Source organism: Mesorhizobium sp. LNHC209A00 (assembly GCF_000502915.1).
Classification (GTDB): domain Bacteria; phylum Pseudomonadota; class Alphaproteobacteria; order Rhizobiales; family Rhizobiaceae; genus Mesorhizobium.
Genome location: NZ_AYWT01000005.1, coordinates 66642 through 85353, shown reverse-complemented (window position 1 = coordinate 85353; position 18712 = coordinate 66642). Strand labels below are relative to the sequence as shown.

The 18712-nt window shown below is 64.7% G+C and carries 15 protein-coding genes; 4 read left to right on the top strand and 11 right to left on the bottom strand.

What is annotated here, in order from left to right; all coding sequences use genetic code 11:
• Positions 1-75: 75 nt before the first annotated feature.
• From X739_RS150885 to X739_RS150910, 6 genes are all read right to left on the bottom strand, one after another.
• Positions 76-891 (bottom strand): hypothetical protein, encoded by an 816-nt coding sequence (locus X739_RS150885; protein WP_023771842.1) that lies wholly within the window; start codon positions 889-891, stop codon positions 76-78.
• Positions 892-1172: 281 nt separating this feature from the next.
• Positions 1173-1934: a glucose 1-dehydrogenase gene (locus X739_RS150890; protein WP_023771843.1), complete on the bottom strand. Its 762-nt coding sequence runs from the start codon at positions 1932-1934 to the stop codon at positions 1173-1175.
• Positions 1935-1944: 10 nt separating this feature from the next.
• The gene (locus tag X739_RS150895) at positions 1945-2757 is read right to left on the bottom strand and encodes an ABC transporter permease (protein ID WP_023771844.1); all 813 of its coding nucleotides are present in this window, start codon (positions 2755-2757) and stop codon (positions 1945-1947) included.
• The gene (locus X739_RS150900) at positions 2757-3647 is read right to left on the bottom strand and encodes an ABC transporter permease (protein WP_198019198.1); all 891 of its coding nucleotides are present in this window, start codon (positions 3645-3647) and stop codon (positions 2757-2759) included. Before X739_RS150900 ends, X739_RS150895 begins: the two co-directional genes overlap by 1 nt.
• Before the next feature lie 36 nt (positions 3648-3683).
• On the bottom strand, positions 3684-4847 hold the full coding sequence (locus X739_RS150905) for a spermidine/putrescine ABC transporter substrate-binding protein (protein ID WP_023771846.1): 1164 nt from the start codon (positions 4845-4847) through the stop codon (positions 3684-3686).
• Positions 4828-5964, bottom strand: coding sequence for an ABC transporter ATP-binding protein (locus X739_RS150910; protein WP_023771847.1), 1137 nt, complete (start codon positions 5962-5964; stop codon positions 4828-4830). Before X739_RS150910 ends, X739_RS150905 begins: the two co-directional genes overlap by 20 nt.
• Before the next feature lie 114 nt (positions 5965-6078).
• Here X739_RS150910 and X739_RS150915 point away from each other — a divergent pair, with 114 nt between their 5' ends.
• Entirely contained in the window at positions 6079-6891 is an 813-nt protein-coding gene (locus tag X739_RS150915) for a LuxR C-terminal-related transcriptional regulator (protein ID WP_023771848.1), read from the top strand.
• 27 nt (positions 6892-6918) lie between these two features.
• Here the strand turns inward: X739_RS150915 and X739_RS150920 are convergent, their stop codons facing one another.
• From X739_RS150920 to X739_RS150940, 5 genes are all read right to left on the bottom strand, one after another.
• Positions 6919-8979 (bottom strand): 3-hydroxyacyl-CoA dehydrogenase NAD-binding domain-containing protein, encoded by a 2061-nt coding sequence (locus tag X739_RS150920; RefSeq protein WP_023771849.1) that lies wholly within the window; start codon positions 8977-8979, stop codon positions 6919-6921.
• A 120-nt stretch (positions 8980-9099) separates the two neighbouring features.
• Positions 9100-10047 carry an ABC transporter permease gene (locus tag X739_RS150925; RefSeq protein WP_023794803.1) on the bottom strand — a complete coding sequence of 316 codons (948 nt, stop codon included), beginning with the start codon at positions 10045-10047 and terminating at the stop codon, positions 9100-9102.
• Positions 10048-10050: 3 nt separating this feature from the next.
• The gene (locus tag X739_RS150930) at positions 10051-11031 is read right to left on the bottom strand and encodes an ABC transporter permease (RefSeq protein ID WP_023784165.1); all 981 of its coding nucleotides are present in this window, start codon (positions 11029-11031) and stop codon (positions 10051-10053) included.
• A gap of 1 nt (position 11032) precedes the next feature.
• On the bottom strand, positions 11033-12553 hold the full coding sequence (locus X739_RS150935) for a sugar ABC transporter ATP-binding protein (protein WP_023771852.1): 1521 nt from the start codon (positions 12551-12553) through the stop codon (positions 11033-11035).
• A 49-nt stretch (positions 12554-12602) separates the two neighbouring features.
• Entirely contained in the window at positions 12603-13616 is a 1014-nt protein-coding gene (locus X739_RS150940; protein ID WP_023771853.1) for an ABC transporter substrate-binding protein, read from the bottom strand.
• Between the two features lie 210 nt (positions 13617-13826).
• Here X739_RS150940 and X739_RS150945 point away from each other — a divergent pair, with 210 nt between their 5' ends.
• Genes X739_RS150945 through zwf form a run of 3 tightly spaced genes read left to right on the top strand, consistent with a single transcriptional unit; the run spans position 13827 to position 18709 of the window.
• On the top strand, positions 13827-16244 hold the full coding sequence (locus X739_RS150945; RefSeq protein ID WP_023794802.1) for a glucan 1,4-alpha-glucosidase: 2418 nt from the start codon (positions 13827-13829) through the stop codon (positions 16242-16244).
• 49 nt (positions 16245-16293) lie between these two features.
• The gene (gene gnd / locus X739_RS150950; RefSeq protein ID WP_023771854.1) at positions 16294-17310 is read left to right on the top strand and encodes a phosphogluconate dehydrogenase (NAD(+)-dependent, decarboxylating); all 1017 of its coding nucleotides are present in this window, start codon (positions 16294-16296) and stop codon (positions 17308-17310) included.
• 22 nt (positions 17311-17332) lie between these two features.
• A complete protein-coding gene (gene zwf, locus X739_RS150955) occupies positions 17333-18709 on the top strand; it encodes a glucose-6-phosphate dehydrogenase (protein ID WP_015315078.1) in 1377 nt (458 codons plus the stop codon).
• The last annotated feature ends 3 nt before the right edge of the window (positions 18710-18712 follow it).

The window sequence follows — 18712 nt, the reverse complement described above, 5'->3', positions numbered from 1 at the left end:
GGAGGACAACAATGCCGCCGGGCCAAGCCCAGCGGCATCTCCTTTGGTGACTACTGCCTTTTCAGCGACGAACCGCTACGGCGTCGTTCCCGCCTGAAGCTTGGCCGCCGTCTGGTCGATCTTGCCGGCAAGAACACCTTGGGCCCAGGCCGTGACCCCGGCGTCGACCGGTTTGTTGGCCATGTCCGTCAGCGCCGCGTCGAGCGATGCATCATCGGTGCCTACCGCTGCAGCGGCAGCCGCGGCCACGGCCTCATCGGCCGCCGTATTGTCGGCGTCGACCACCGCCTGCTGGGCGGTGATGTCAGCCTGCAGCGCCGATATCTGGCCGGGCAGGGCCGCCTGCTGTTCAGGTGTCATGGCGTCGATTTCGGCCTGAGACAGCGACGTCAGTGCGCTCAACTGCGAATTCAGCGTATCCAGTTGAGCCTGGGCCGCGGCAGCCGTAGCAGCGGCCGCCGCAGCCGCGGCCTGCGCATTCTTGGCTTTCGCGGACTGCGTCACGAATGCCTGAATGGCGGCGAACTTCTTGCTCTTGGAGTGCGTATAGGCGTTGACGTTGCGCTGCAGCGAGTTCAGCCGGCCGAGCTTGGCGTGGATGTTCTTGTCCTTGGGTACGGATGAGACCTTTGTGTCCGTGTCAACCGTGGTGTCGGCCGTTGTGTCCGTTTCCGTCTTGCCTGCCCGGCCCGGTGCCGACGACGACTTGCCGTGCGAAGCACCGCTGTTGCCGTTGCCATTCCCATGGGTGCCGCCATTGCCATTGCCATTGCCGCCGCCATTGCCTCCAGCATTGCCGCCGCCATTGCCATGCCCATTGCCGGCGAGCGCCGGAGACGCCAGAAGCGCCAATGCGGCAACGGCCGCGAACAGTGTTTTCCGGTTTGTCATGGTAATCTCCTCGGGAATCGCCGCACTCGCCCACCGCTGAACCACCTGCGTATGAGAAATCGCTAATGATACCCGGTAAACTTTAGACAAATGCGGTCTCAATCCGAGAGCGCGCGCTGTGCCGTACGCATAACAAGTTGAAAAGAAACAGAAAAACACCCTGTGACCTAGCATGGCACTGAAGTCCCATGCCCGCTAGACCTTGGTCTTGTGCCGTCCGGCATCCAGCGAAACGACAGAAAAAGCGGCTTAAATGGAAAGGTCGATCGATGAAAGCAGCGTCAGCCGATGCTCTCGCCGCCATCTATCACCAGCGCCTGCCCGGTCATGAAGGATGAACGGTCCGAGACGAGGAACAGGATCGCCTCGGCGATCTCTTCGGCCACCGCCCAGCGCCCCATCGGGATCTTGGTGCGGACATAGGTTTCGATCGCCTCGCGTCCGCCCATCTGGGCGATGAACGGCTCGTTGAATGGGGTGTCGACCCAGCCCGGGCAGAGCGCGTTGACGCGCACATTGTGCCGGGCATAGTCGAGCGACATCTGCCTGGTCATCGCCACCACCGCGTGCTTCGACGTCGCGTAGGCGATCATCTCGCGGTCGTAGAACACACCCGAATTCGAAGCCGTGTTGAGGATGACGCCGCCGCCTTGCGCGATCATCGACGGCATGACGATCCTCGCCGCGAGGAATTGCGCCCGCACATTGACCCGCCAGGAGGCGTCCATGCCGGCGGTCTCGACCTCGGTCAGCGTGCCGCCGACCTGGATGCCGGCATGATTGTGCAGGATGTCGATGCGTTGATATCTGTCGAGCGTACCGACGATGAGCTGGTCGACCGCATTGTCGTTCGAGACGTCGGTCGCGATCGCCTCGGCCCGGCCGCCTGCCGCCCGGATATCCGCGGCCGTTGCCTCGCCGGCGGCCTCATCCCTGTCGGCGATAATGACCACCGCGCCTTCCCTGCCCATGATCATGGCGCCGGCACGTCCGATGCCGGAGCCGGCGCCTGTCACCACGGCGATGCGGTCTTTGAGGATCATGGAGCGGCTTTCAGTTTGACGGCTTGCGCTGGCGCAGCTGCCATTGGGCAAGCACCACGAGCAGGACGGAGGCGACGAGCACGATCGTCGCGATGGCGTTGATCTCCGGCGTTACGCCGCGCCGGATAGAGGCAAAGACATATATCGGCAGCGTCGTCTGCGCGCCGGCGACGAAGAAGGCGACGATGAAGTCGTCGAAGGAGAAGGTGAAGGCGAGCAGGAAACCGGCGACCACCGCCGGCATGATCTGCGGCAGGACGATCGAGCGGAAGGTCGTCAACGGCGTGGCGTATAGATCGCTGGAGGCCTCGACCAGATTGCGATCGAGGCTGCCGAGCCGCGTGCCGACGATCATCGTCACCAGCGCCATCGAGAACAGGCCATGCGCGGCGATGATCGAGCCGTAGCCGAGCGACAGGCGCGGCGGCTGGTCGCCCGGCCAGACCGAGGCGAGGAACGGATTGACGACCGCGAACAGCTGAACGAGTGCAACCAGCGTCGAGATCCCGATGACGACGCCCGGAACGACGATCGCCGCGCCAAGCAGCCCGTCGAAGACCGCGCGGGTTCTGGCGCCGACACGCGCCAGGCCAAGCGCCGCCGCGGTGCCGAACACCGCCGCCAGCAGGGCGCTGGTGGTGGCGATGAACAGGCTGTTCTTCAGCGCCTCGACCAGGAACGGGTTGGACAGGGCCTTGCCGTACCACTGCACCGAGAAACCGGTGAACTCGCTGGCATGGTGGCCGGCGTTGAAGGAAAACAGCACGACCAGCACGATCGGCAGGTAGAGGAACGCAAAGACGGCAATGACGAAGGCGCGCATCAGATGAGGTCCACCCGGCGAGCGCCCGCAACGCGGTTCGAAATGCGGTTGGCGACAATCAGCACCACCACCGAGACCAGCACCAGCGTGATCGCGATGGCCGACCCGAACGGCCAGTTGCGCGACTGCAGGAAGAGGTCGACCAGCGCGTTGCCGATGAAGAACACCTTGCCGCCGCCGAGCAGCGTCGGGATCAGGTATTCGCCGAGCAGCAGGATCATGACCAGCGAGAAGCCGGTCATCACGCCCGGCAGCGACAGCTTCAGGGTCACGCCGACAAAGGTCGACAACGGCGTCGCGCCGAGATCGGCGGAGGCCTCCAGCAGCCTTCGGTCGAGCCGTTCGAGGCTGACATAGATCGGCAGGATCATCAGCGGCAGATAGCCGTAGACGATGCCGAGCAGGACTGCGCCCGGCGTGTTGATCAACCTGACATCCTCGATGCCGGCAAAGGCGAGCAGCGCCGGGATGCCGCGTCCACCCAGAATGTACATCCACGCATATGTCCGCATCAAAAGGCTGGTCCAGAACGGAATGACGACCAGCGCGAGCAGGATCAGCCGCCAGCGCTGCGGCGCCTGCAAGGCGAGGTAATAGGCGACCGGATAGGCGACAAGCAGGCAGGCGAGCGCGCCAACTGGCGCCAGCACCATCGTGTTCCAGAACGCGGTCGCCCGTGCCGGGAGATTGGCATATTGCGCCAGCGTGAAGGCTGCCTGGTAGCCGCCCTCCGGCGCCCGCTCGCCGACGCTGAACACGGCGATGGCGATGAATGGCAGCACCAGGAACACCACCAGCCATGCCGTCGCCGGCGCGAGCAGCAAGGCGGTCAGAAAATTACGCCGAAATCTGTTGCCGTGCATCGAAACCGCCCCGGTGCCGGCGGGCATGGGCCCGCCGGTCGATTGTCTTTATCCAGGCCACTCTCAAGCCGATTTGAAGCGCGCCATCAGTTCGGCACGGCCCGGGTCGGTCAGCGTTGCCGCCGCGCCGAATTCGAGCGGCGTCAACAGCTCCACCGCCGGATAGAGAATCGGATTGTCGAGCACTTCCTTGGGCAGCAGCTTGTTGACGCGCGCATCCGTCGAAGGCGCGCCGTTGGCGAGGTGCTCCTTCACCGCGACCTGCGGGTTCATCAGATAGTTGAGCAGCGCATAACCGGCGGGCTTGTTGGGCGCGTCCTTCGGGATCGCATAGAAATCGGTCCAGATCTCGCCGCCCTCCTTGCCCAGCACATAGGCGATCTCGGGAATGTCGCGATGCAGCTGCGCGCCGTCATTGGTCCAGCACATCGTCATCCACGCGTCGCCCGCACGCATACCGGGCTGGTAGTCGGACGAGACGGCGAACAGATGCGGCTTGACCTTCAGCAGCAGTTCCTCTGCCTTGGCGAGCTCGTCCTGCTTCAGAGAATTGAACGAATAGCCGTAATATTTCAGCGCGTTGCCGATGGTGGTGAGCTGGTAGTCGTGCACCATGGTGCGGCCATCGCCCTCGGCCATGGCGGTATCCCAGAACTCCTTCCAGCTCGTCATCGGCTTGGTCAGCTTCTTGGTGTTCACTGCAAAGCCTGTGGTGCCCCAGTTCTTCGGCACGGCGTAGATCACCTTGTCGATCGTGCCCTCGGAGGTGAAGCGCGGATCTTCCTGGGTGCCGTCGAAATTCGGCAGCTTCGCCATCTCCAGCGGCTCGATGATGCCGAGCTTCTTGTAGGTCGAGATCGTATAATTGGTCGGCACGAACAGGCTCCAGCCCGAGGCGCCGGCCTGCAGCTTGGCCAGCATCTCCTCATTGGAGCCGAACACGTTGACCTCGACGGCGACGCCGGTGTCCTTCTTGAAGTTCTCGAAGGTCTGCGGGTCATGGTAGTTCGGCCAGGTGGCGATCGACATGCGGTCGCCAAGGCTTTCGGCGGCGAAGGCAGGCGTCGGCATGATGCCGATCTCGCGCGCCATCACCGCCGTTGCGATGCCAAGGCCGGTGAGGCCAAGGAAGTCGCGGCGGCCGATCGAGCCGCGCTTCAGGCGCATCAGCTGGTCGACGAAATTCTCCGGGCTTATCGGCAGTCCGTCACGATATGATTTCGACATGTTTGTTTACCCTCTGGTTGGTCCCGTTGTTCTTGGTTTCCGGAAACGCCAGCGGCGTTCCCGTGGCATAGCCGATGGCGACGGGTTCACCCGGCTTGAAGAGATTGCCTTGGCCGATCAGGTGATCAGCCTTGGCGAGCAAAGTGCCGATGCCCTGCACTTCGATCGCGTATTCCGCGGTCGAGCCGAGGAATATCCGGTTGCGGACGATGCCCTTGAGCGGACCGCTTTCGGGAGCGCCAAGGCTGAGCGATTCAGGGCGCAGACTGACCGAGACGGTCTCGCCTTGTAGAAGCGCGGTTCGCTTGCGCGCCGCGACCACAGTGCCGTCCGCCAGCGCCACGTCCACCAGGTCGCCCGTGTGCCCGGCGACGGTGCCGCTCAACAGATTGGTCTTGCCGACGAAATCGGCGACGAACAGGTCGGCCGGCTCATCATAGATCTCGCTCGGCTGGCCGAGCTGGACGATGCGCCCGCCATTCATGACGCAGACGAAATCGCTCATCGACAGCGCTTCCTCCTGGTCGTGGGTCACCAGCACGAAGGTGATGCCGATCTCGCGCTGCAGGTTCTGCAGCTCGATCTGCATGTCGGTGCGCAGCTTCTTGTCGAGCGCCGCAAGCGGCTCGTCGAGCAGCAGCACCGCCGGCTTGTTGACCAGCGCGCGCGCCAGCGCGACACGCTGCTGCTGGCCGCCGGACAGTTCGTGGATCTTGCGGCCGCCATAGCCGGCGAGCCGCACCATTTCGAGCGCTTCGCCGGCCCGCCGGCCGATATCGCGCGACGACAGCCGTGGCCTTGCCTGGCGCAGCCCATAGGAAACGTTGGCTTCGACATCGAGATGCGGAAACAGCGCGTATTGCTGGAACACCATGTTGACCGGCCGTCGGTAGGGCGGCGTGCCGGCCATGTCCTGGCCACGGATGAACACCTGGCCTTCGCTCGGCTGTTCGAACCCGCCGATCATGCGCAGGCAGGTGGTCTTGCCGCAGCCGGACGGTCCAAGCAGCGCAACGAAGGCGGAGGGCGGCACGGCAAGGTCGATGCCGCTGACCGCGGTCACCGCGCCATAGCGCTTGGCGACGCCGCGAAATTCGATGTCGGGCACTGCGGTCAAGGCTGCGGGCTCCAGGACGATGCGATTTCAAGACGCTACCAGAGCCAATGGCATCTAGTATATACCTCGTAGGTGGTATATCTGATCTATTTTCCCGTTTAAGGTGGTATTGGATTGAGCGTTTCCCGCAGCGACGAATACAGCCGGCTCGCCACCCTTGTCGCGGCGACGCGGGAGACGAGCGGGGATCTCTTCGGTCAAGCGATGGTCGATTGGCTGCGGCAGCATGTCGGCTTCGACCATTGCGTGGTCTTCGGCTATCGGGGTGCGGCGCGCCCGCCACTGCTGTTCGAGACCTTCACGCCGACCGAAAGCCACGTCTTCGTCGCGCTCTACCAGGAAGGCCCCTACCTGCTCGACCCCTTCCATCACGCGGCGGTCGAGCGCAAGGAAGGCTTCTGGCGCATGCGCGAACTGGCTCCTGACCGCTTCTACGCCAGCGAATATTTTCGCTCCTATTACAGCCAGACCAGGCTGGCAGAGGAAGTCGGCTTCTTCGTGCCGCTGCCGGGCAAGGACGCGCTGGTGCTGTCGCTGATGCGGCTAAGCGCTTCCGGTCCGTTCGGCACCGCCGATGCCAGGCTGCTGCGCGACATGGCGCCGGCGGTGATCAGCTTCACCAGGCTGCGCTGGCCAACCCTTCCCACCGAGGAACCGGCCGAGACGAAGCAGGACCAGGAAATCACCGAGGTCAACGAGTTCGACCGCGCCCATATCTGGAAAAGCCTGTCGCTGACGCCACGCGAAAAACACGTCGTCGACCTAGTGCTGCAGGGCCATTCGACAGAATCGATCGCCAGGGCCATGCGCATCGTGCCGGGAACCGTGAAGGTCCATCGCCGCAACATCTACCGCAAGCTCAAGATCAAGTCGCAGGCCGGCCTTTTCGCCCGCTTTGTCGAGATCATCGATGCGCGGATACGGTGATTCCCGCAGGCCGCTGACTACCTCGGATCAGACTTGCCATGAGCCGGTTTCGGCCATCCGCTCGAGCAAAGGAGCCGGTTTGAAAACATCCTTGCCTGTCCGCTCATGCCAATACCTGAGTCGCCCGACGATCCTGTCCGCGCCTTCGAGGCCGGCCCAGAACATCGGGCCGCCCTTGCCGACGGGAAAGCCATAGCCATTGACCCAGACGACATCGATGTCGGACGCACGGGCAGCGATTCCCTCCTCCAGAATCTTCGCCCCCTCGTTGATCAGGGGATAGAGTGTGCGCTCGATGATTTCGTCGGCGCCTATCGTGCGCGGCACGATGCCCTTTTCCGCCGCCTTGCCGCGAATTAGCGCCTCGACCTCGGGATCGGGCACCGGCATTCGCGAACCGTTCTCGTAGAGATAGAAGCCACGGCCGGTTTTCTGGCCGAAACGCCCCTGTTCGCACAGTGTGTCGGCGATGACGGCCGTCAGGCCCCGCGCCTTGCGGTTGCGCCAGCCGATGTCGAGACCGGCAAGGTCGCCCATCTGGAACGGACCCATTGGCCAGCCGAAATCGGTGAACGCCTTATCGATCTGGCTGGGGGTAGCGCCTTCGAGCAGCAGCGCCTCGGGTTCCGAGCCGCGCGCGGCCAGCATGCGGTTGCCGACGAAGCCGTGGCAGACGCCGACGACGACAGCCACCTTGCCGATCCGGCGTGCAAGGTCGACCACGGTCGCCAGCGCATCGGGTGCCGTTTTTTCGGCGCGTACGATCTCCAGCAGTTTCATGACGTTGGCCGGCGAGAAGAAATGCAGGCCGAGGACATCCTGCGGCCGCGAGGTCGAGGCGGCGATTTCGTCGATGTCGAGATAAGAGGTGTTGGTGGCGAGGATGGCGCCCGGCCTCGCCACCGCGTCAAGCTTCCCGAAGATTTCTTTCTTGACCGCCATGTCCTCGAACGCTGCCTCGACGATCAGGTCGCAATCGGCGAGATCGGCATGGTCGACCGTGCCTTTGAACTGGGCGAGCCGCTGCCGCTTGGCATCCTCGCTCAAGGAGCCGCGTGCAACCGAGACGGTGTAATTCTTCTCGATCGTCGCCAGCCCGCGCCGCAGCGCCTCCTGGCTGGTTTCCAGCAAGGTGACGGGAAAGCCGCCATTGGCGAATGCCATGGCAATGCCGCCGCCCATTGTGCCGGCGCCGATGACACCGACGCGGGCGATCCTGCGCTTGACGACATCCTTGCCGGGAAGCTTGGCCGCCTCGCGTTCGGCGAAAAACAGATGCCGCTGGGCGCGCGACTGGTCGCTGGCGACGAGCTTGACGAACAGCGCCCGCTCCTCCGCCAGCGCCTCGTCGAAGGGCAGCGTGACGGCATTGCGCACCGCCTGCGCACAGGCAACAGGCGCTTCGAGGCCACGCGCTTTGCGGGCAAGATCCGCGACCTCGGCATCGAAGGCGGCAAGGTCGGTTTCCTTGAGGACGTCGTCGCGGTCGCGTACCGGCGTGAACGGACCACCCTTGCGGGCCATCTCGCGGACGAAATTGACGACGTGGGTGGTCAGATCGCCTTCGAAAACGGCATCCAGCAGGCCGGCGCCGTATGCCTCATCGGCACCGATCGGTGTACCGGAAACGATCATCTTCAATGCCTTGGCGGCGCCAACCAGGCGCGGCAGCCGCACCGTGCCGCCGCCACCGGGCAGGATGCCGAGCTTCACCTCGGGCAGGCCGAGCCTTGCGCCTTGATCGGCAACGCGGAAATGGCAGCCGAGCGCCAATTCCAGCCCGCCGCCGAGCGCGGTACCCTGGATGGCGGCGACGGTCGGCTTGGCAATGGCTTCCAGCACCGCCACGATGGCGCGCAATTCCGGGTGCTGCATCGGCTTGCCGAATTCGGTGATGTCGGCACCGGCAACGAAGGTCCGGCCGGCGCAAGCAATGACGATTGCCGCGACCGATGCGTCATCGCGCAAAGCGGCCAGAGCCTGCATCAGCGGTTCGCGGACGTGGAAACTCAGCGCGTTTACCGGCGGATTGTCGATGGTGACGATGGCGACGCCACCCTCGTTCGCGACGCTGACAGAACTGGACAAGTGGGGGCCTCCCAAGACCGACTGAGATCGGGGACCGGTTTACAAGGCCACGCCGCGAATGGGAACCGGCTGGTCCAATCGTTGGCAAGACAGGCTGCGGTCGCGCCGGAGACGTTGCGGTCAGCGCACCGCCTTCTCGCCGCCCGCAGCCGTGATCACCCCTACGATGATAAGCCCGGTCAGCAAGAGCCGCACCCCGGCGCTGACGCCGAATGTGTTGAGCATGGTGAGCAGCAGCACCAGGAACAGCGCCGCCCCCCAGACGCCGGGCACATTGGCCTTGCCGCCCGCCACCGACGTGCCGCCGATGACGACCACGGCGATCGAAGCGAGCAGGTATTCGTTGCCGATGTCGACGTTGGCGCCGCGGAAATAACCGGCGAGCAGCGCGCCGTCGATGCCGCCGAGCGCGCCCGACAGCGTATAGGTGAGGAAGCGGATGCGCCCGACATTGACACCGGCGAGCCAGGCGGCGCGGATATTCTGGCCGATCGCCAGCACCGAGCGGCCATAGATCATGCGCTGCAAGGCGATGGCCGCTGCGATGGTGAACAGCACGGTGAGGATCGCCAGCACGGGTACGCCCAGCACCTGCCAGTTGGTGAAATCGGCGAAGCCAGGCGGCGGCTTGATCTGCAGTCCGCGCCCATAGCTGATGTCGACCGACTGGATGATGAAGCTCGCCGACAGCGTGGCGATGATCGGCGGGATGCGCAGCGCCCAGATCAGTAGATAGTTGATGGCCCCGATCGCGGCGCCACAGGCGAGCGCCGCCAGCAATCCGACCAGGATCATGGCATCGCTGCCGCCCATCACCTTCATGGCGACCGCGCTGGCGAGGCCGATATTGGCCGGCAGCGACAGGTCGACATTGCCGGGTCCAAGCGTGATGACGAACATCTGGCCGACACCGACGATGACGGTGAACACGGCAAGCGACAATGCCGCCGTGACCATGCCTCCGCCGCCATAGCCCCCTGTGAAGGCGATCGTCGCCAGCCACACCAGCAGCGCACCGACAAACGACCATATCCCGGGTTTTGTGAGCAGGGTCTTCAGCGAAGCCATCGCTCACCGTTCCCTGCGGCTGATCAGCACCCGCGCCGCAAGCACGATGATCAGGATGGCGCCGTTGGCGGCCACCTGCCAGTCGGGCGGAATGTGCATGAAGGTGAGCAGCGGCGAGGCGGCCAGCGCCAGCGTCAGCGCGCCGATGACGGCGCCGATTGGCGAGACCCTGCCGCCGACGAACTCGCCGCCGCCGAGGATGACCCCGGCGATGGCCAGCAGCGTGTAACCATTGCCGATATTGGCATCGGCGGAGGTGGTGATGCCGATCAGCGCCATGCCCGACAGAACGCCGAACAGGCCGGCCAGCGCAAACAGCACGATCTTGGTCCTGAGCAGCGACCAGCCGGCGCGCTTGAGCGCCGCCGGATTGCCGCCCGAGCCGCGCAGGATCACCCCATAGGAGGTACGCATCAGGCCGAAATGCACGACGGCCGCGATCAGCAGCGCGGCGATGATCGGAAACGGAATGAAAGGCGGTTTGAACGACATGATCGCCAAAAGCCAGTCCGGCGCCTTGCCGCCCGGTTTTGGCAGGACGAGAATGGCGAGGCCCTGCCAGACGAAGCTCATGCCGAGCGTCACCACGATGGAGGGCAGGTTGCGCAGATGGATCAGCGCGCCGAGCAGCGCATAGATGCCGATCGATCCGGCGAGAATAAGGACTCCAATGAGTGGCGCATCCTTCAGCCAGGTCGCGGTGACGCAACCGACAAAACCGACAAAGGTGCCGATCGAGAGATCAAGCTCGTTGCCGGCGATGACGAACATCTGCGCGATCGTCGCCAGCGCGATCGGAATCGCCAGGTTCAACATCAGGCTGAAGCCGAAATAGCTGATGGCGCGCGGATTGAGCCAGGCGATCGCGAGCAACACCAGCGCTAGGGATAGCGCGGGCAGCAGGCCGCGCAACAGCCGCGCCCGCGCCGCCGCATTGCGTGCCGCCGATCCCTTGAAGCCATTGTCGATTGGCGTCGCCGTCATCTCAGGCCGCATCGCCGAAGGAGGACTGGATGATCTTCTCTTCGGTCAGCTCGTCGCGCGTCAGATTGGCCACGATGCGGCCGTTCTTGAAGACATAGATGTGGTCGCAATTGTCGAGCTCTTCGGTTTCGGTCGTGTACCAGAGGAAGGAGCGTCCGCGGCCCGCCTCCTCGCGCACGAGATCGTAGACCTCCAGCTTGGTACCGATGTCGACGCCGCGCATCGGGTCGTCCATCAGCACGATCTGGGCATCGGAGCCGAGCGCCCTGGCGAACAGCGCTTTCTGCTGGTTGCCGCCCGAGAGCGAGAAGATGTTGTTGTTCATGTCAGGCGTGCGGATGCCGATCTTCTTCTGCCAGAACGCGGCCAATTCGGCCTCACGCTGGGGTGAAATCAACAGCCCGTTGCGCAAGCGCGCCAGCGAGCGGATGCCGATGTTTTCGGCAACCGACCATTGCGGGAAAATGCCATCGGACTGGCGGTCGCCCGCCACCAGCGCGACCGGCGCCGTCACCTCGATGCCGGGCTTGGCGCGTGCGGCGGCGTCGAAGATACGCAGCAGCAAGTCGGTCTGTCCGTGACCGGCCAGCCCGGCAAGGCCGATGATCTCGCCCGCGCGCGCGACGAGATCCTTGCCATCCGCCTGTCCGGCGGGCCGCGCCCGGACGCGAAGCGGATTGGCGCCTGTCTTGGCGGCAGCGGCCTGCGCGGCGGTCTTCGCGCGCGCCTCGGCTCCGCCCATCACGGTCACCAGCCGGTCGCGATCGAAGGCGCCAGCCGCGTCCGACGCCACCACCTTGCCGTCACGCATCACCACGATCCGGTCGGCGTTCCGCAGCACCTCGCCCAGCACGTGCGAGATCAGGATGCAGCTTTTGCCGCCGGCGACGAAGCGGCGCACGAAGGCCAGCAACTGGCCCGATGTGTGCGCGTCGAGCGACGAGGTCGGTTCGTCGAGGATGACCAGGTCGAGCCGGTCCTGAGTCACGGTGAAGGCACGCGCCACCTCGACCATCTGGCGCCGGCCGATCGACAGATCGCTGACAATGTCCCAGGCCGAGATGCCATGGTCCGGAAAGATTTCGTCCAGCTTGGCGGCGATCAGCTCCGCCGCCTTGCGCCGCCAGCCGAAGCCGGTGAGCGAAGCATGATTGATGCGCGTGTTTTCGGCGACGCTGAGATTGGGGCACAGCGACAGTTCCTGGAACACGCAGCGTATGCCAAGCTGCTGCGCCCGCGACACCAAGTAGTTGTCCTCGATGCCGCCATGCACGGTGATCGTGCCGCCGTCGGGCGTCGAGGTCCCGGCCACCATGTGCATCAGCGTCGACTTGCCGGCGCCATTATGGCCGACGAGGCCGACGCACTCGCCGGGCCCGACATGGAAATCCACCCCGCCTAGCGCCCTGACGGCGCCGAAATGCTTTTCGGCACCGTCAAGTCTTACGATGTCAACGCTGACGGCGCCGAATTGGTTTTCGGCGCCGCCCTGTCTGACGATGTCCGTGTCGCCTGCAGCCATGCTCAACGATATCCGCTCGATGATGCCCGCGGCAACGCGTCTGCGACTTTCACTTGATATTGGCTTTGATCGCCGCGATGGCATCTTCCTGCGTGTATTCGTGGGTGGCGACACCGCCCTCCTTGATCTTGGGCAAGGCCGCCTCGAAATCGTCCTGGGTGAAGGCCAGATACGGCACCAGCAGATCGTGCGGAATGTCCTTGCGGCCATCGAGCACCTGCTGCGCCACCCAGAAGGCGAGCGTCGATACGCCCGGCGCGATCGAAGCCGACCAGGTCTGATAGCCGTCCTTGTCCTTCTGCTCCTTCCACCACTTCAATTCGTCCTGCCGGTTGCCCATGATGATGGTCGGGCGCGGCTTGCCGGCGGCGGCGAAGGCTTGCGCGGCGCCATAGCCGTCACCGCCCTGGTCGACGATGCCGACGACGTCGGGCAGCGACGGCAGGATGGTCGCCACCGCCTTCTGAGCCGTGGTCTGGTCCCAGTCGCCGGTGACAGAACCGACGATCTTGAATTCGGGATGCGCGGCCACGCCTTCGAGGATGCCTGCATGGATGGCATCGTCGATCGAGGTGCCGGCAAGCCCCCGGATTTCAAGCAGATTGCCGCCCTTGGGCTGGAACTTGGCCATGTGCTCGACTTCCTGCTTGCCCATGTCCTTGAAGTCGACGACGACGCGATAGGCGCAAGGCTCGGTGACGGTGCCGTCGAAGGAGACGACGGTGATGCCGGCATCGCAGGCCTGCTTGATGGCGCCGTTGAGCGCATCCGGCGAGGCGGCGTTGATGACGATGGCGTCATAGCCCTGCAGGATCAGGTTCTGCACCTGGGCGGCCTGGGTCGGCACTTCCTTGTCGGCGGTGGTGAAGACATCGGCCGCCCCGACGACCTTGTCGTCGACGGCCTTCTTGGTGACGATGCCATAGCTGTCGAGCATCGCCTGCCGCCACGAATTGCCGGCATAATTGTTGGAGAACGCGATCTTCTTGCCGCTGGTGTCCGCAAAAGCCGTACCGGCCGCGAGCACCGCTGCAAGCGTGCTGAGAACCAATAGTTTCTTCATGTGATACTCCTCCCGAGAGTTGCTGATCAGTTTGATTGTCGACGAATTTCGCGATTGCGATCCTGTTTTTTATCTATTGTCAGACAAAAGTGCAGAAGGCCGGCGGGCTGTCAACTGCAATCCGATGTGCGCCGGCGATCAACTTGCGGTGCGCTGATTGAAATGGCGTCGTTTGATGGCTAGGCATGCGGGCCAGGAGAGCGAACAAGCATGGCAGTGACGCCGACTGTGCCGCCGGGCGCACCGGGAATTCCCGCGCGCTGGACCTCAAGCGCCAAGAGCGGAGTCGGCTCGGCGCTTTCGCCGTCCAGCCGCGTCTGGTTCACCATCAGCCACGGGATCCTGAACGAGGTGTATTACCCGCGCGTCGACAGCGCCTGCACGCGCGACCTCGGCCTCATCGTCACCGGCAGGGATGGCTATTTCTCCGAGGAGAAGCGCGATGCCTCGCACGGCATCGGGCCGTTCGAGGACGGCGTGCCCGCCTACAGGCTGGCCAATACAGCCGATGACGGCGCCTACCGGATCGAGAAGCGTATTCTGGCCGATCCGGCGCGTCCGACCTTGGTACAGGAAATCACCTTCAGCCCGATCAAGGGCTCCGCGGCCGACTACCGCGTCTACGCGCTTCTGGCGCCGCATCTGGTCAATGCCGGCATGGGCAACACCGCCTGGGTCAGCGAGTACCAGGGAAAGCCTGTCCTGTTTGCCTCGGGGCGCGGCACCTGCCTGGCGCTGGTCTCGTCCCTGCCTTGGCGGGATTGCTCGGCCGGCTATGTCGGCTTCTCCGACGGCTGGCAGCAACTCAACAATACCGGCAAGCTCGACACGGCTTGCCGGCGTGCCGAGGACGGCAATGTCGCGCTGACCGGCGAGATCGGCTTCACCGCCGCCAACACAAAAACCGTGCTGGCGCTGGGTTTCGGGACGACACCGGACGAAGCCGCCGAAAACGCCTTCGCCAGCCTGAAGCAGGGTTTTGAACCGGCGGCGAAATTGTACGTCGAACAATGGCGCAAATGGCAGGCGGGGCTGCTGCCACTGGACCGCCACGCGGTCCCCGGAGTGAACAGCTACCGCGTCTCCACCGCGGTGCTGGCAACCCACCGGTCGTCGGCAATGCCCGGGGCGGCGGTGGCCAGCCTGTCGATCCCATGGGGATTCAACAAAGGCGACGATGATCTCGGCGGCTACCATCTTGTCTGGCCACGCGACCTGGTCGAAACGGCGGGCGGCTTTCTCGCCGCCGGCGATGCCGCTTCGGCGCTGCGGATCCTGGAATATCTCCGCTTCATCCAGCAGCCGGACGGCCATTGGCCGCAGAACGCCTGGCTCGATGGCTCCGCTTATTGGCCTGGCATCCAGATGGACGAATGCGCCTTTCCCTTGCTGCTGGCGGATGCCCTGCATCGCGCTGGCCACTTGCCGCGTGCCAGGCTGAAGGCCTTCCTGCCGATGATCGAGCGCGCCGCCTCCTATGTCGTGCGCAATGGTCCGGTCACCGGCGAGGACCGCTGGGAAGAAGACGCCGGCTATAGCCCGTTCACGCTGGCCGTCGAGATCGCGGCACTGCTTGCCGGCGCCGACCTGCTCGACGGCTGCGGCAAAGCGGCGGAGGCGGCCTACCTGCGCGAAACCGCCGACTGCTGGAACGATCAGGTCGAGCGCTGGACTTATGTCAGCGGCACCGCCATCTGCAAGACCGTCGGCGTCGGCGGCTATTACGTCCGCATTGCGCCGCCAGACGACCCCGACGCCGGCTCGCCGAAGGACGGCTATGTGCCGATCAAGAACCGCCCACCCGGCGAAACGGACCGACCGGCCGAGGAAATCGTCAGCCCGGATGCGCTGGCGCTGGTGCGCTTTGGCCTGAGAGCCGCCGACGATCCGCGCATCGTGGACACCGTCAAGGTCATCGACGCGCAACTGCGCTGCGAACTGCCGCAAGGGCCGCTCTGGTACCGCTATAACAGCGACGGCTATGGCGAGCATGAGGATGGCGCGCCCTTCGACGGCACCGGCCAGGGCCGGCCCTGGCCCCTGCTGGCCGGCGAAAGGGCGCATTACGAGCTGGCCGCCGGGAGCAAGGACAAGGCGGCCAGCTTGCTCGATGCGCTGGAACGGTCGGCCGGGCCTGGCGGCCTGCTGCCCGAACAGGTGTGGGACGGCGCCGATATTCCCGAACGCGAGTTGCTGCATGGCAAGCCATCGGGCAGCGCCATGCCACTGGTCTGGGCGCATTCCGAACACATCAAGCTGCTGCGCTCGCTCCGCGATGGCGCCGTCTTCGATATGCCGCCGCAAGGCGTGAAGCGCTACATCCAGGACAAGACCGTATCCTCGTTCAGGGCATGGCGCTTCAACAACAAGATTCGCGCACTGCCCGAGGGCAAGACATTGCGCGTCGAGCTGCTGACGGCGGCCACCGTCCACTGGAGCACGGACAATTGGGCAACCGCCCACGACAGCCGGACAGCGGAAAACGCTTTCGGCCTTCACCTTGTCGATCTACCCACGGCCAGCCTCCTCAACGGAAGCACACTGCTCTTCACTTTTTTCTGGCCCGGAACCGGCGATTGGGAGAATGTCGACTTCTCCGTCATGTCAGGCGCGCAGGACAGCCACTAGATCCTTCCTCGACAACCCCAGAAAATCTCTAGGAAACAGGGACGAAACCATGCAGATCGGAATGATGGGACTGGGCCGGATGGGCGCCAACATGGTGCGGCGGCTGATGCGCGACGGCCACGAATGCGTCGTCTATGACATCAACCCGGCCAGCGTCGCGGCGCTTGTGAGCGACGGCGCCTTGGGGGCGGCATCCCTGGAAGAATTCGTCGGCAAGCTGGCCAAGCCGCGCTGTGTCTGGCTGATGCTGCCGGCGGCGATCACCGGCAGGATCATCGATCAGGTCGCGGCGCTGATTGAGCCCGGCGACATCGTCATCGACGGCGGCAATTCCTACTATCACGACGCCGTCGACCAGGCCGCGAAACTGGCCACCAAGGGCATGCATCTTGTCGATGTCGGCACCAGTGGCGGTGTTTGGGGGCTGGAGCGCGGCTACTGCCTGATGATCGGCGGTCCCGACGTGGCGGTGCAGCACCTCGATTCGGTCTTTGCCACACTGGCGCCTGGCGCTGATGCCGGCGCGCCCACCCCGGACAAGACCGCCGGCACCGCGCCCTATGGCTACCTGCATTGCGGACCGAGCGGCGCCGGCCATTTCGTCAAGATGGTGCACAACGGCATCGAATACGGCGTCATGGCCGCCTATGCCGAAGGCATGAACATCCTGAAGTCGGCCAATGCCGGCAAACGGCAGCGGACGGCCGACGCCGAGACAAGCCCGCTGGAAAACCCGCAATACTACCAGTTCGACATCGACCTTCCGCAGGTGGCCGAGGTGTGGCGGCATGGCAGCGTCATCGGCTCCTGGCTGCTCGATCTCACCGCCGGCGCGCTGAAGAGCGATCCGGGTCTGGCGCAATTCGGCGGCCGGGTCTCGGATTCCGGCGAGGGCCGCTGGACGCTGAAGGCGGCGATTGACACCGGCGTGCCGGCACCGGTGCTGTCGTCGGCCCTGTTCGACCGCTTCTCCTCGCAAGGCGAATCCGAATTCGCCGACAAGCTGTTGTCCGCCATGCGCTATGCCTTTGGCGGGCACATCGAAAAGCCGAAGGGCGGCAAGTGACGGCGACAGGGGAGACGCTCGCATGAGCCAGGAACGGTCCGATACGCTGGTGCTCTTCGGAGCGACCGGCGACCTCGCCCACAAGAAGATATTTCCAGCGCTTTACCAGATGGTCGCCAAGGGCACGCTCACCGAACCGGTGATCGGCGTCGCCTTCGATGCATGGGACTTGAAGCAGTTGCAGGACCGCGCCCGCGACGGCATCGTCCATGCCCTCGGCGCCGTCGACGAGACGGTCTTCGCCAAGTTCGCGTCGCTGCTGCGCTATGTCAGCGGCGACTATCGCGATCCCACAACCTTCGAGAAGCTGAAGACGGCACTCGGCAGCGCCCAGCGGCCGCTGCATTACATGGCGGTGCCGCCGTCCATGTTCGAGACCGTCGTGCAAGGGCTGGAGCAATCCGGCACCGCGCATGGCGCGCGGCTGATGGTCGAAAAGCCGTTCGGTCACGATCTGCAGTCGGCGCGCTGGCTGAACCGGGTGCTGCACCTGGTGTTCGACGAACAGTCGATCTTCCGCATCGACCACTATCTCGGCAAGGAGGCGATCCAGAACCTGCTCTATTTCCGCTTCGCCAACTCCCTGCTGGAGCCGATCTGGAACCGCAATTACGTCGAGAGCGTGCAGATCACGATGGCAGAGGATTTCGGCGTCGAGGGGCGCGGGCGGTTCTATGACGATGTCGGCGCCATCCGCGACGTCATCGAGAACCATCTGCTCAACATCCTCCTGCTCCTGGCCATGGAGCCGCCGGTCGGCCGCTCCGCCGACGACCTGATCGACGAGAAGGTGCAGGTGTTGCGCGCCATCCGGACATTGACGAAAGACGATGTCGTGCGCGGCCAGTTCACCGGCTATCTCGCCGAGCCCGGCGTGGCGCCGAACTCGCCGGTCGAGACCTTCGCGGCGGTACGCTTTTTCGTCGACACCTGGCGCTGGCAGGACGTGCCGTTCTTCATCCGCGCCGGCAAGAACATGCCGGTGCATGTCACCGAGGTGGTGGTGCGGCTGAAACGGCCGCCGCTCGATGTCTTCGACCCGATCAAACCCGCCGACCAGAATTACGTCCGCTTCCGCATCGACCCGCAGGTGATGATCGCCATCGGCGCCCAGCGCAAGGCGCCCGGCGACGACATGATCGGCGAGCAGGTGGAACTCACCGCGCTCGACGATTCGAAGGGGGACATGCCGCCTTATGAACGGCTGATCGGCGACGCCATGAACGGCAACGGCCAGCTCTTCACCCGCCAGGACGCCGCCGAACTCGCCTGGCGCATCGTCGGTCCGGTGCTCGGCGACACCACGCCGCCGCATCTTTACGAGCCGAGGACGTGGGGGCCAGCGGACGCCATGGCCGGCTTCGGGCCGCCCAATGGCTGGATCGACCCGGTCGCATGAGTG

Coding starts and splice junctions, on each gene's coding strand:
- X739_RS150885 (WP_023771842.1), bottom strand. CDS start 891: ATGACAAACCGGAAAACACTGTTCGCGGCCGTTGCCGCATTGGCGCTT.
- X739_RS150890 (WP_023771843.1), bottom strand. CDS start 1,934: ATGATCCTCAAAGACCGCATCGCCGTGGTGACAGGCGCCGGCTCCGGC.
- X739_RS150895 (WP_023771844.1), bottom strand. CDS start 2,757: ATGCGCGCCTTCGTCATTGCCGTCTTTGCGTTCCTCTACCTGCCGATC.
- X739_RS150900 (WP_198019198.1), bottom strand. CDS start 3,647: ATGCCCGCCGGCACCGGGGCGGTTTCGATGCACGGCAACAGATTTCGG.
- X739_RS150905 (WP_023771846.1), bottom strand. CDS start 4,847: ATGTCGAAATCATATCGTGACGGACTGCCGATAAGCCCGGAGAATTTC.
- X739_RS150925 (WP_023794803.1), bottom strand. CDS start 10,047: ATGGCTTCGCTGAAGACCCTGCTCACAAAACCCGGGATATGGTCGTTT.
- X739_RS150930 (WP_023784165.1), bottom strand. CDS start 11,031: ATGACGGCGACGCCAATCGACAATGGCTTCAAGGGATCGGCGGCACGC.
- X739_RS150935 (WP_023771852.1), bottom strand. CDS start 12,553: ATGGCTGCAGGCGACACGGACATCGTCAGACAGGGCGGCGCCGAAAAC.
- X739_RS150940 (WP_023771853.1), bottom strand. CDS start 13,616: ATGAAGAAACTATTGGTTCTCAGCACGCTTGCAGCGGTGCTCGCGGCC.
- X739_RS150945 (WP_023794802.1), top strand. CDS start 13,827: ATGGCAGTGACGCCGACTGTGCCGCCGGGCGCACCGGGAATTCCCGCG.
- gnd (WP_023771854.1), top strand. CDS start 16,294: ATGCAGATCGGAATGATGGGACTGGGCCGGATGGGCGCCAACATGGTG.
- zwf (WP_015315078.1), top strand. CDS start 17,333: ATGAGCCAGGAACGGTCCGATACGCTGGTGCTCTTCGGAGCGACCGGC.